The sequence below is a fragment of the Glaciecola sp. HA4-3 genome, assembly GCF_055693685.1.
Window position 1 is genome coordinate 2685335 of sequence record NZ_CM146340.1, and the last position, 12817, is coordinate 2698151.

A 12817-nucleotide genomic window follows, 5' to 3' on the forward strand; every position below is an offset into this window, starting at 1 on the left:
CCTTACTGGCTCTCAATTTTATTAGTGATACGTGAGATTCGCGCTTCAATTCGTTCAACATCGCTTACTAATTCAGCTAGCTCATCAGCAAAATTAATCATTACAATTTTACGCACTCCAATGGGCTTCTCATCCAAAGCAGCATCACTTAAAGTTTGCATTGCCATGTTGGTTTTTTCTTGAATAGTCGTTAATAGATGTTTGCCCGCCTTATTTAGCTCATGTGCCGGAACATCACCAAGGTATTTAGATAACACCTCTTCAAAATCTAAATCTATATTGTTAAATAAGCCACTAAGATTTTGAAGGACTGTCAAATCGCCAGCAAAATCAAGTTTCCCTTGCTTTATTAATTTTGTTAGCTGGTTATTTTGTTTTAACTCATCTAGAGCAAACATAGAGATACTGACCCAACACTGATTCTCGTCTAGGGCTTCAGGGGACTCACAATAGAGCTTATCTTGATCATAAGAGATGCTGATTGAACTGGCGTGAAAATCAATTAGCATCGCTTGATTTAGTTCTTGAAGATGAATTATACATCGCTTATCAACCAGGTTGCCCAGCACTTGCTCTTGGTTATATGACCATGACAATGCCCTATTGCAAGCGTTTTCTAAGCCTGCTACAAACATTTGTACAAGTAATGTCGACGACAATATAGCGTCGTCAGAATGAGTATTTGAGCTTTCTGTACTCATTAAAACTTAAAGCCTCGATGCAGAGCAACAATCCCGCCGGTCAAATTGGTATATGTTGTGCTCTCAAATCCAACATCTTTCATCATACCTTCAAGTGTTTCTTGATCTGGATGCATCCTGATTGACTCAGCTAAATAACGGTAACTGTCTGCATCGTTTGCAACTAGTTGTCCCATTTGAGGTAAAATATGAAATGAGTATGCATCGTAAACTTTGCTCAAAGTGTCGCTGGTGGGCTTAGAAAACTCTAGAATCAACAGACGTCCACCTGGTTTCAATACTCTGAACATTGAAGCCAACGCTTTTGATTTGTCAGTTACATTGCGAAGACCAAACGCAATCGTAATTAAATCAAAGTGATTATCAGGAAAAGGTAAGGCTTCAGCATTAGCTTGTACATAATGCATATTGCCCATTATGCCTTTGTTCAAAAGCTTTTCTTTACCCACATTTAACATCGAATGATTAATATCAGCTAATACGACTTGACCATTTTGCCCAACGATTCGGCTAAACTTAGCCGCTAAGTCACCTGTACCGCCGGCTAAATCTAACACATTCTGTCCAGCTTTAACCCCACTGCAATCAATAGTAAATCGCTTCCAAACCCGGTGAATACCAAAAGACATTAAATCATTCATCACATCATACTTCGCTGCAACAGAATGAAATACATCAGCGACCATGGCTTCTTTATCTTCTTTATTTACAGTCGTAAAGCCAAAGTCAGCGGTGCTATCATGCGTATGTGGATCATTGTTACCGTTAGTGGAATGTTCAATTGTGTCTTTGATGTCGTTCATCGTTGGTACTTTTATAATTTTTAAGCCTGAGTAACAATAGTTTAGCGCAAAGGCGTAACGACTGATAGTAATAGCACTTATTTGTTCAACTCGCGGGTATACGATTATCGCCAACACTCATTGATACAATTTGGCTTATCTCTTGAAGCGTTCGTCCACTTTCTTGTTGCCACTTATTAAACTGGGATTGAATCGCAAGTAAACTTCGTTTTGAGCGACTAGAGCCTTGAATTAGATCTCGCGCAACAAAGTAGCCTTCAATATCTTGGCTAATTAAAAACGTATCTTTTCCTAACATTCTAAGAGCGTAGGGTCCAGTGTTGCCACCCAAGCGGGCGCCATTTTTCTTTAAAAAATCCCATAAACCAATAATGTCACTGCTTGGATGCTGAGCAACAAATTGAGCAAACGAACCATGCTGTGTTGCCACCGATTTGATCATCATTGCGTTTTCTCGGATAGTTCTCACTTTATTTAAATTGCGGATGATATCTGGATTCGTCGCTTTTTTTTCAAGCATATCATCAGGCATCAATAGGATTTTTTCGATATTAAATTCAAAAAACTCCCGTTCAAAATGTGGCCATTTCTGTCTAACGACGCGCCACACAAAACCAGATTGGAAGACTTTTTTAGTAAACTCAGACAAAAAACGGTCGTCACTGATAAGACTAACCTGTTTATCACTGAGCGACGCACCTACCATACTTTCTAGTTTGGTATCACTGCCTTTACGCTTTGCTGCTCGCGTGTATATTGTCGAAAATTTTTCTGCACCCATTAGTCTATACGCCTATACCGCTGTGTCTTAAAAGCGCATCGGTATTCGGTTCACGACCTCGAAAAGCAGTAAATAATTCCATCGGTTCTTTAGAGCCGCCCTTCTCTAAAATATTCGTTAAAAAGTCTTGCCCCGTTTGACGATTAAAAATACCTTCCTCTTCAAAACGCGAGAAAGCATCACTTGAAAGTACTTCAGCCCATTTATAGCTGTAATAGCCAGCTGCATAGCCACCGGCGAAAATATGCCCAAAGCTATTTTGGAATTTATTAAAGCTAGGCGCTTTTATCACCGCCACTTCATTTCGAACACTATCGAGTAACTCCTGCACAGGCACAGCACTGTCAGCTTGCATATGCAATTTGAAATCAAACAAACTAAATTCGAGCTGCCTTAACATTTGCATGGCTGATTGAAAGTTTCTTGCCGCTAGCATTTTGTCCAACAAGTCCTGTGGTAAAGGCTCATTGGTTTCGTAATGCCCTGATATAAAATTAAGCGCTTCTGGCTGCCAACACCAATTTTCTAGGAACTGACTAGGTAACTCTACTGCATCCCAAGCCACGCCATTAATGCCCGAAACACCAGCAATATCCACCTTAGTTAACATATGATGAATACCATGACCAAACTCATGAAAAAGCGTTACCACTTCATCATGTGTAAATAAGGCAGGTTTGTCGCCTACTGGCCCTGAAAAATTACACGTAAGATAAGCCACCGGTGTCTGCAAACTTCCATCTGCTTTAATTCTGCGGACACGACATTCATCCATCCAAGCCCCTCCACGTTTTTTAGCACGTGCATACAGGTCAAGATAGAATGCTCCCCTTAGTTCATTTTTCTCATCTTGGATTTCAAAAAAACGGACATCTTTGTGCCATGTATCAACATCCTTTATTTCAAAAATTGACAGCCCGTATAGGCGCTTAACAACTTCAAAAAGCCCACCTAGCACCTTTTCTTCAGGAAAATATGGCTTTAATTCTTCATCCGATACCGCGTATTTTTGTTGTTTAAGCTTTTCAGCATAATAGGAGTAATCCCATGCGTACAGCGTATCAACGTCAAATGATTGTCTAGCAAAAGCCTCAATCTCTTGCTTTTCACTCTCAGCTTGAGGCTTTGAACGTTTAGCTAAGTCATTTAAAAATTCAAGTACTTGCGCAGGCTCATCAGCCATCTTAGTTGCAAGACTATAGTCAGCGTAAGAATTAAAGCCTAATAATTTAGCCACCGATTGTCGCAAGCTTAGCGTCTCTTCTATGACACTAGTGTTATCAAATTTTCCTTGAGTAAGATCATTTGCTGATGCTCGACTTGCATACGCTCGGTACATCTCTTCCCGAAACGCCTGATTATCAGCATACATCATCACAGGCAAGTAACTTGGGATATCAAGTGTGAATAAAAAGCCTTGAAGATCTTTTTGATGTGCCGCTTGCTTTGCCGCATCTAATGCGCTTTGTGGTAATCCTGCTAAAACACTTTCGTCTTGCACATGTTTTGAAAACGCTAACGTGGCATCCATGACGTTATTGGAAAAGGTTGAAGATAGGTCTGACAATCGCGCTTTTAACTTCGCATAACTTTCTTTATCTTCATTTTGTAACGCGACACCAGATAATTCAAAATCTCGTACAGCGTTATCTACCACCTTTTGTTGAGCAATACTTAAAGAGCTAAAGCTCAAATCATTCTTTAGCGCTTTATACATCTCATAAAGACCCTTATGTTGACCCACAAACGTAGAATATTCAGACAATAAAGGTAAGCATGCATCGTGCGCTTTGCGCAGTTCTTCGCTACTAACAACTGAATTCATGTGACTAATTGGCGAAAATAACTTACCAAGTTCATCATCTGCTTCTTCAAGTCTCACTACTACGTTTTGGTAACTCACATCAGCGTTGGTCACGAGCTCTTCAATGACCGTTTTGCAATGCTCGATAGCTGCAGTAATCTGTTCAACGATGTTATCTGGCGTTATCGCCGAAAATAAAGGATTGTTGCTTAAATCACTCAATGCTTCGCTAGCGGCTATTTGTTTTACTGTCATTATAAAAAACTCTTATGTATATTTTTTGTTTACTATTATGATTAGTGGGGTTGCTATTGCAAATTACAACGCTTTTTCAAGCATCATATTGCTATTAGCTTACGTAGCAATTAGACACTTAGCTTTAATTTCCCTGTAATTTATTGATTTATTTTGTAAGCAAAGCTTGAATTACTTGGTCTAGTAAACACATTACCTAAACCACATAACGTAAAGTTGGAAAAATATGACTGATTTAAACACACATTTTGACTACATTTGTATTGGCGGCGGCAGTGGCGGCATTGCATCGGCAAATCGCGCTGCTAAACACGGCAAAAGAGCTGCAATCATCGAAGCAAAAGATATCGGCGGTACTTGTGTAAATGTAGGTTGTGTACCTAAAAAGGCGATGTGGTATGGCGCGCAGGTAGCAGAGGCTATTCACAAATACGCTCCCGATTATGGCTTTGACGTGACAGTCAATCATTTTAGTTGGGAAACCTTAGTTGCCAGTAGACAAGCATATATTGACCGCATTCACCAGTCCTACGACAGAGTGTTAGGCAATAATGGCGTTACATTGATAAAAGGCTTTGCCACCTTTGTTGATAATAAAACGATTGATGTTAATGGCACACAGTACACCGCTGATCACATTATGATCGCAACAGGTGGTTCACCGATTAAGCCACCATTACCAGGCGCTGAACTTGGAATCGATTCTGACGGCTTTTTTGATTTAGCAACCCAACCTAAACGTGTAGTCGTAGTCGGTGCAGGTTATATCGCTGTTGAGCTAGCCGGCGTTATGCACTCGCTAGGCACACAAACTCACTTACTGGTAAGGCGCGAAAAACCACTGCGTAGCTTTGATGATATGTTGTCAAATACCCTGACTGACATCATGCAAGAAGACGGCATTAATTTGCATCCACATACCGAAGTAGAGAAAATTGAAAAACAAAGTGATGGCAGTTTATTGGTTCACCTAAATGGTGACCGCACTATAGAGACCGACCAACTGGTTTGGGCTATCGGTCGTAAACCTGCTAATGACAAAATTAACCTTGAAAATACCGATGTTGAGTTATGTGAACGTGGATATGTAAAAGTTGATAAATTTCAAAATACGACGGCAAAAAACATATACGCTGTTGGCGACAATATAGGAAAAATAGATTTAACGCCGGTCGCTGTAAAAGCAGGACGGCTGCTTTCTGAGCGCTTATTTAACGGACAAGACAATGCTCACATGGATTATGACTTAATTCCAACTGTTGTGTTTAGCCACCCAACAATCGGGACGATTGGTCTGACCGAAGAACAAGCTATAGAACAATATGGCGAAGATAACCTTAGCATTTATAATTCAAGTTTCGCGGCAATGTATACGGCTGTAACCAAACATCGGCAAGCAACAAAAATGAAATTAATTTGTGCTGGCCCAGAGCAAAAAGTGGTTGGTTTACATGGTATTGGATATGCTATGGATGAAATTCTTCAGGGATTTGGTGTTGCAATGAAAATGGGCGCAACAAAAGCAGATTTTGATGCGTGTGTCGCTATCCATCCCACCTCAGCTGAGGAGTTTGTCACTTTAGCTTAAGCACTAAAGGTGGAGTTTTTCCATTTTTAACATCAAAGGTAAGCACTTCAGTTGTTCGCAGTGCTTACCTTCATTTAGAACATACTAAGCGTTTTTACGTTTAATTTGTTCGATTAATGCATCAATGCCTTGCTGCCTGATAATTGGGGTAAACTCGCTTCTTTTAGATTCAACCATGCTGATCCCTTCGGCGACAACATCATAGACTTTCCATTCACCACTGGCCCGCATTAGCCTCATTTTAAATATAAATCGAGTATCTGGGCCATTCTGGTTTTCCATGACCCCTCTTACATTTACTTCTTTTGTTGTACTGCTGACATTTACTGGATAAAAAGTTACCTTCTGTCCATCATAGTCACCCAAAAGACTGGTGTAATTTTGGACCAAGTGACGATAAAAAACATTCACGAAACTCTGTAATTGTTTTTTGTTCAATTTTCTAGCATTTTTACCTAACACTTTGTAAGCCGCGTATTGGTGAGTCACTATTGGCATTAGCTCAGTTTCCATTATATGCGTGTATACTAATGTGTCATCTTGATCACTTTTTTTCGCCTCTACAATTGCATCAAACGTTCGTTGCGCCGCCTGTTCTATTATTTGATGGGGTTGTTTTACTGCTACTTCGCTAGACAAAGCGATGCTAGGTACCATCAAAAGACTAATACTTATTAAAGTAAAGGTTCTTAGGTAAGTTTTGATTTTGAAAACCCTGCTCATCACTGCATGGTTTATTGCCTGTGTTATTAACATGATTGCTCTGCCTTAATATTTATAATGCTGGCAGTATAGACACCCTTTTCAAATAGAAATATTTATATTTTCATATACCACACATCATTTTTAGTGATGCATCAGCGAGTAACAAACAAAATCGACTCATTCGTTCTTAGCTCACAGCCCGAAGCAAAAGTAAACGTGTTGTTTGAGCCTGTAATTGTTGCAAACAAACCTAAGCTTGTACCTCCTTAAATCCTAGGTCCCTAAGCTTAGTCTCAACAGTCTTGATATGGCTAGACTCCCATTCTTCTAGGCTCATGTTAGCCTCTTTTTCGACGCGCGATTGTGCCGTAGATAGCACATGCGATGCTTGGTCACGCGGGATAATTGCAATGCCCTCTTCGTCAGCCACAACAATATCGCTAAGGGAGACTAACGCGCCACCACAATTGATTTGTTGTTGCAAAGCAAGGACACTGGCTTTTTTACCTAGCTTTGGAATAACTCCTTTTGCAAAGACAGGGAAACCCATTTGTCTGACTTGGGCTAAATCTCGAATCACACCGTCAATTACAAATCCGGCTATTCCACGTTTTTGCGCAATGGCACATACATTTCCTCCTGCCAGTGCATATTCATCATCAGCTTGAACAACGATTACGTCACCCGGCGATGCTCGGTATATTGCGGCGTGTAGCATAAGGTGATCACCCTTTTCGCATTTTACAGTGAAGGCTGGACCACAAATACGCTGCATTTTGTTATGTAATGGTTTAATTGAATAATGAACGAACTGTTTGCGCGCCAAAGCATCCGCAAAATCACAAGGACTAATCGCTAAATATGTCGAATAATCTATCATAGTTACCTCAAGCAAATAAAAAAGCCCAGCATTACGCTGGGCCTACATCACACACTACACAACACACTAACACAATTCTAGAAGTTCAGTCTTAAGCCCACTTCGACTGAACGCCCTTGAATTGGCGCTAGATTTTTTAAGAACGATGTATGCACTCGCGCCTCTTCGTCCGTTAAATTACGACCTCGCAAAAACAATTCTGTCTCCATTCCTTTCACTTCAGTAAAATACGATGCATTCAAATCAAGTAAAGTAAATGAATCAGTCGTTGTTTCAAACTCAGCAATGTCATCTTGCTCAAACATGTGAGTTACAAGGCCAGATACTGTAAGATATTGAGTTTTATAGTCTGCACCAAACTGCAGTTTCACAGGAGGAATGCGCGGTAGATTATCGTTTCCATCTGAATTTCTTAATTTAGCTCGAATATAATCACCTTGTGCATGAAGTGTCAGGTTATCGGTTGTTTTCCAAGTTAATTGAACCTCCGCACCATATAATTGAACATCAGAGGCAGCAAATGCAAATACTGGTAAGCCCTCTTCACTGTGCTCTTCGTGCTCCTCACCTTCATGCTCTTCGCCTTCATGCATTTCATCATGTTCTTCGCCTTCATGCTCTTCGTCATGCTCATGCGAAAATTCGGCTTCAAAGCCTGTGTCGGCTAAGTAATAATAGTCATCAACCTGGTTGAAAAAGACATTGATTACCGCACCAAAATCACCACCAAACTTACGCCAAGACAAATCAATGTTATTTGACTTTTCTAGTTCTGGTTCAATATCGATAAATTCATATTCTTCGCCATCAAGTGCATACAAAGAGCCAATCTCGAAGCTTTGTGTACCAATATGAGGACCAAAAGAAAACAGCTCTGCACTTGAAGGCGCTCTTTGGGCGTGGACTAATGATGCGCTGAAATTATATCCACTGGCAATATCCCATACAAAGCCCGCTGATAATGAAACTGGAGTGAAGTCTAATGACGACATCATTAACTCGCCATGTTCATGCTCATCATGGTCGTGTTCATCATGCATTTCGTCATGCTCTTCATGCATGTGCTCATCTTCAATGAACTCGATTTCTGGCTCAAATATACTAGGCACATTAATCGATACTCTTTCGATTCTACCACCTAACTGCACTAACCAATCGCCAAAGTGTTTTTCTTCAATGAGTCCTAAACCAAATGATTTAGTATCAGATGGCGGCGTAAACGCTTCTTCGCCCACCGCTGCAAAATCATTTAGTTTTGCGTGAAAACTCAAGCCTCCCCGCCAACCTGCAATTGGCTGATGAAGCAGCTCTACGCGTGACTCAAATGTTTCGCTTGCAAATGTAGTACCCGGCTCACCATTTTCAATTTCAGTGTGTTGGTAGTCTGTATATGACATACCAAAATTTATTGCACTGATACGATTTGTGTTGAGTTGGAATGCTCCGCCAAATTGATAACGATTTTGCTGCAAATCTGCCTTGACGATTTCTTCCTCTTCTTCATGCTCATGTTCTTCTTCGCCTTCGTGCTCATCGCCATGCTCATCTTCATGGCCACCATGAGAATGTCCTGGTATACCGTATAGGCTCGACATATGTTCGACCGAGAAACCAACATGTCCTTGATCAAATAAATAGCTGCTTCCTAGAGTAAAACCTTGCGTACGAGCAGCGCTATTCTCAACAACACCAAATTCGCCATCTTCATGCTCATGTTCTTCATCGTGGTCTTCGTCATGGTCTTCATCGTGATCATCATGAGCATCAGGGCTTTCAGCAAACCCAGGGATTCGGTAGTCATCACTGTCGCGATAAAACGCACTTGCTTGGAATGCAAAATTATCACTACCACCTTTGTACTGGGCGTTGATAGATTCTTGTGCATTGTTTGAGTTTCGTGCTACTGCTACTTCCCCCTCAGCATCGTTGTCAATCGGGATGCGCTCATCAACAATATTGACAACCCCGCCAATGGCGCCGCTGCCGTAGAAAAGGGTAGCTGGGCCGCGGAGCACTTCGATTTGTTGAACTGTAGAGGTTTCTGTTGAAACAAGATGGTCAGGTCCCACACGAGATGCATCACCAGCATCCATTCCATTTTGCGTGATCAGCACTCTAGGTCCATCAAGACCACGTATAATTGGTGAGCTAGACACGCCGCCGTAAAAACTCGAGTGCACACCTACCATGTTTTTTAGAGTTTCACCTAAGGTACCGGCTTGCTGTTGTTGTAAATCTTCCCCTGCCAAAACACTGACAGGAGCCGCAGACTCAATGTTAGATGCATGAAACGCACTTGCCTTTACGTCAAACACTTCGATACTGGAATCTTCTACAGTAATCGATATTGTCACTGGCGCATCATCGCTTAATGTCACACTCTCACTGGAATGAATATGGTCTTTTGATGATACATGAATCTCAAAACTACCCTCGGGTAGATTATTAAAGGCAAAGTTGCCGTTCTCATCTATAAGTGTTTTAAAATTACTCCCCATAATTTGAACAAAGCCGCTGGAAAGTGGCTCACCTGCTTTGTCTTTAACTTGGCCGTTAAGTGTTGCTGATATGGCGTGAAAGGAAGTCGAGGCTAAACAAATTGATGATATAGCCAATGCGATGCGTGAAAGTTTCATGTTGCTCCATGCTTTAACAGCGTATTGTTATAATATTACATAGTATTGTTGTGATAATATAACATTTATAACATGAATCAAGTCTTTTTATGCAATAACATATGACCTTGTTTCGCCATTATCGCATTAGGTAACGATCAATCCCCTAAAATCAGGTGAGATGAAATAGTCGTGTCTCGTCCAGAATCCTTGGCTAAATATAAACACTTGTCAGCTTCTTTGATTAGCGCTTCTGCAGTTACATCCTTCAAGTGCTGATCGTTTACATTCGCAACACCAATACTAATCGATAACACACCGCTTTTAGATGCGCTGTGTGGAATTTGTAAGTCATGAATACTTTGACGAAGTTTCTCTGCTACGCTGTAGCTATCATCAGCGGCTGAATCAAGCAACAAGACTGCAAACTCCTCACCACCATATCGCGAAACAAAATCTAAAGGGCGAGTTGCGCCTTGATGTAATGTTTGAGCGACTTGCTTAAGTGCATCATCGCCTACAATATGGCCATATGTATCGTTATATTGTTTAAAATAATCAATATCAATCAACAGTAGACTTATGCCTCGATGATTACGGTTGGAGTAGCTAATAGCTTGTTTGAGCCTGTCATCAAACTGTCGTCTATTAGCAATACCGGTAAGGCCATCATATAGCGAAAGTTGTTCAAGCAATTCGGTTTTGTATTTTAGCTCTAGCTGTTTTTTGACACGCATTTTAACAAGTGGGATTGAAAACGGCTTTTTAAAAAAATCCACAGCACCCATCGCTAAGCCTTGCAATTCGTCTTCCACCGAGTCGCGTGCTGTCACAAAAATAACTGGTATATTGCTCGTCAATGGATTCGACTTTAGCTTTTTGCACACTTGATAACCGTTCATGGAACCTAAGTTAATATCAAGTAAAATCAAATCAGGCGTTTCGTGAGCTGCTATTCGCAGTGCAGCCTCGCCATTTCCAGCTACGATAATTTTATAGTCGCCACATAAGGCTTCAGATAAAATCGGAGTGCCGATGCGTTCATCGTCTACCACAAGTATTGTTGAATTTTTTTGAAACATAATTAAGTGCGTAATAATGTCTATAACTCATTAAAGATACACCATAGATAAACACTTGCACTATTTTTATACAAAAATTAAAGGGTTTTGCACAAAAATAAATCAATATTTTATCATGAGGATAATCATTGAGTTAGTTCTGTAGGGTAAGTACAAATTTTTAAAAGTATTGTTAATGTGATTATTTATGTGCAATAGTTATTTTATGGAGCAAGCTTTATAAAGTGATGGTAAACATTGGATTCTAAAAATCACCTGCGCGTACTCGACACCTCCGCTCTTGTTCATGACCCAAAGAGCCTTTTTGCCTACTCAGGCGACATCTATATTTGCTTAACCGTTCTTGAAGAGCTCGATAATTTAAAGGAAAGACGAGAAAAATCAGTCAGCGCAGACGCGCGTGTCGTCATCAGAATGTTAGATGATCTTATCAGCGGTTATACTGGAGAAGACCTTGAGAAAGGTATCGAACTACCATCAACGGAAACGACAAAACGTGGTAAGTTGTTTATTGGTATCGATACGGATATTGAGTTTGCTGAAAGCCTAAGGCATGGAATTGGCAGTGATGCTGACAATCGAATTATCAATTATGCGCTACATTTACAAAATCTACATAAAACCGATGTTGCCATCGTTAGTCGCGACATCAATATGCGTATCAAAGCAAGGGCTATTGGCGTCGCAAGTGAAGACGTACTAGTTGACAATCAAATATCAGACTTGGATATGTTGTATTCAGGGGTTCAGGCCTTTGAAGGTGATTTGTTTGAGCAAATCCAGACTGACTCAGAATTTGCGCTAAGCGGTGATGTCTACCGTTTTGAAAGAGATTTGTTTAACGAAGATGCGCAGTTCAATATGTACTGGTATGACGATGCTGGTCATATCGGACTAGTAACTGAAGTTACCCAAGAACATGTATTTACGAAATTATTGCCTCGACGACGTGAAAAAATCTGGGGAGTCTTGCCTAAGAACTCACGCCAAGCAGTTGCTTTACATCAACTGACAGATCCGCATTTAGATCTAAACATTATCATGGGACCTGCTGGTTCGGGAAAGACTTTCTTAGCAGTTGCTTCTGCCTTGCATCAAGTATTAGAAACCAAACAGTACAAAAAAATCGTAGTCGTGCGTTCTCGTGATTTCATGGATGACGAGCCTGGCTTTCTGCCTTGGCGATTTAAAAGAAAAGTCACTTCCTCTATTGGCTGGAATTACTGATTCTTTGATTTCAATGCATGATGAGGATGAAGATGCCAATACCACGATGGAATATATCATCGAACGAGCCAACATTGAGTTTACTAGTATGGCCTATTTCAGAGGTCGTTCAATTGATAATGCGGTATTAATTATAGACGAAGCGCAAAATATGACCCGCGCGCAAATGAAAGGGATGCTCAGTCGTGGCGGTAAAAATTGTCGAACAATTGTGCTAGGAAACCTTGCACAAATCGACGACAAGTTTGTTACCGCTGCAAGCTCGGGAGCCAGCGCCGCAGTAAATGTATATAAAAATTATGACAAAGGTAGTGTATTGATTTTCGACGAGGTTGAACGAAGCTCACTTGCCGATTTTACCGAAACATACTTTTAG

The 12817-nt window shown here is 40.6% G+C and carries 11 protein-coding genes; 3 read left to right on the forward strand and 8 right to left on the reverse strand.

Going from position 1 to position 12817, the window contains the following annotated elements; all coding sequences use genetic code 11:
• Nucleotides 1-2: 2 nt before the first annotated feature.
• The 4 genes from ACZ1G6_RS12860 to prlC form a co-directional block, all read right to left on the reverse strand.
• Nucleotides 3-701 carry a ubiquinone biosynthesis accessory factor UbiJ gene (locus ACZ1G6_RS12860; protein ID WP_472616645.1) on the reverse strand — a complete coding sequence of 233 codons (699 nt, stop codon included), beginning with the start codon at nucleotides 699-701 and terminating at the stop codon, nucleotides 3-5.
• Nucleotides 701-1504: a bifunctional demethylmenaquinone methyltransferase/2-methoxy-6-polyprenyl-1,4-benzoquinol methylase UbiE gene (gene ubiE, locus ACZ1G6_RS12865; RefSeq protein WP_472616646.1), complete on the reverse strand. Its 804-nt coding sequence runs from the start codon at nucleotides 1502-1504 to the stop codon at nucleotides 701-703. Before ubiE ends, ACZ1G6_RS12860 begins: the two co-directional genes overlap by 1 nt.
• Nucleotides 1505-1589: 85 nt before the next feature.
• A complete protein-coding gene (locus ACZ1G6_RS12870) occupies nucleotides 1590-2285 on the reverse strand; it encodes a DNA-3-methyladenine glycosylase I (RefSeq protein WP_472616647.1) in 696 nt (231 codons plus the stop codon).
• Between the two features lie 4 nt (nucleotides 2286-2289).
• Entirely contained in the window at nucleotides 2290-4344 is a 2055-nt protein-coding gene (prlC, locus tag ACZ1G6_RS12875; protein ID WP_472616648.1) for an oligopeptidase A, read from the reverse strand.
• 226 nt (nucleotides 4345-4570) lie between these two features.
• On the opposite strand from prlC, the gene gorA reads away from it, so the two are divergent.
• Nucleotides 4571-5932: a glutathione-disulfide reductase gene (gene gorA, locus ACZ1G6_RS12880; protein ID WP_472616649.1), complete on the forward strand. Its 1362-nt coding sequence runs from the start codon at nucleotides 4571-4573 to the stop codon at nucleotides 5930-5932.
• Between the two features lie 84 nt (nucleotides 5933-6016).
• On the opposite strand, the gene ACZ1G6_RS12885 is transcribed toward gorA, so the two are convergent.
• The 4 genes from ACZ1G6_RS12885 to ACZ1G6_RS12900 form a co-directional block, all read right to left on the reverse strand.
• Complete coding sequence (locus tag ACZ1G6_RS12885) at nucleotides 6017-6688, reverse strand: MlaC/ttg2D family ABC transporter substrate-binding protein (RefSeq protein WP_472616650.1); 672 nt, start codon at nucleotides 6686-6688, stop codon at nucleotides 6017-6019.
• 199 nt (nucleotides 6689-6887) lie between these two features.
• A complete protein-coding gene (locus tag ACZ1G6_RS12890) occupies nucleotides 6888-7517 on the reverse strand; it encodes an RraA family protein (protein ID WP_472616651.1) in 630 nt (209 codons plus the stop codon).
• A gap of 77 nt (nucleotides 7518-7594) precedes the next feature.
• Nucleotides 7595-10153 carry a TonB-dependent receptor gene (locus ACZ1G6_RS12895; protein ID WP_472616652.1) on the reverse strand — a complete coding sequence of 853 codons (2559 nt, stop codon included), beginning with the start codon at nucleotides 10151-10153 and terminating at the stop codon, nucleotides 7595-7597.
• 137 nt (nucleotides 10154-10290) lie between these two features.
• Nucleotides 10291-11214, reverse strand: coding sequence for a GGDEF domain-containing response regulator (locus ACZ1G6_RS12900; RefSeq protein ID WP_472616653.1), 924 nt, complete (start codon nucleotides 11212-11214; stop codon nucleotides 10291-10293).
• Between the two features lie 237 nt (nucleotides 11215-11451).
• Between ACZ1G6_RS12900 and ACZ1G6_RS12905 the strand changes: the two genes are divergently transcribed.
• Together ACZ1G6_RS12905 and ACZ1G6_RS12910 are read left to right on the forward strand one after the other, a co-directional pair.
• On the forward strand, nucleotides 11452-12441 hold the full coding sequence (locus ACZ1G6_RS12905; protein WP_472616654.1) for a PIN domain-containing protein: 990 nt from the start codon (nucleotides 11452-11454) through the stop codon (nucleotides 12439-12441).
• Nucleotides 12425-12817, forward strand: coding sequence for a PhoH family protein (locus tag ACZ1G6_RS12910; protein ID WP_472616655.1), 393 nt, complete (start codon nucleotides 12425-12427; stop codon nucleotides 12815-12817). The genes ACZ1G6_RS12905 and ACZ1G6_RS12910 overlap by 17 nt, the downstream gene beginning before the upstream one ends.

Coding starts and splice junctions, on each gene's coding strand:
- ACZ1G6_RS12860 (WP_472616645.1), bottom strand. CDS start 701: ATGAGTACAGAAAGCTCAAATACTCATTCTGACGACGCTATATTGTCG.
- ubiE (WP_472616646.1), bottom strand. CDS start 1,504: ATGAACGACATCAAAGACACAATTGAACATTCCACTAACGGTAACAAT.
- ACZ1G6_RS12870 (WP_472616647.1), bottom strand. CDS start 2,285: ATGGGTGCAGAAAAATTTTCGACAATATACACGCGAGCAGCAAAGCGT.
- prlC (WP_472616648.1), bottom strand. CDS start 4,344: ATGACAGTAAAACAAATAGCCGCTAGCGAAGCATTGAGTGATTTAAGC.
- gorA (WP_472616649.1), top strand. CDS start 4,571: ATGACTGATTTAAACACACATTTTGACTACATTTGTATTGGCGGCGGC.
- ACZ1G6_RS12885 (WP_472616650.1), bottom strand. CDS start 6,688: ATGTTAATAACACAGGCAATAAACCATGCAGTGATGAGCAGGGTTTTC.
- ACZ1G6_RS12890 (WP_472616651.1), bottom strand. CDS start 7,517: ATGATAGATTATTCGACATATTTAGCGATTAGTCCTTGTGATTTTGCG.
- ACZ1G6_RS12895 (WP_472616652.1), bottom strand. CDS start 10,153: ATGAAACTTTCACGCATCGCATTGGCTATATCATCAATTTGTTTAGCC.
- ACZ1G6_RS12900 (WP_472616653.1), bottom strand. CDS start 11,214: ATGTTTCAAAAAAATTCAACAATACTTGTGGTAGACGATGAACGCATC.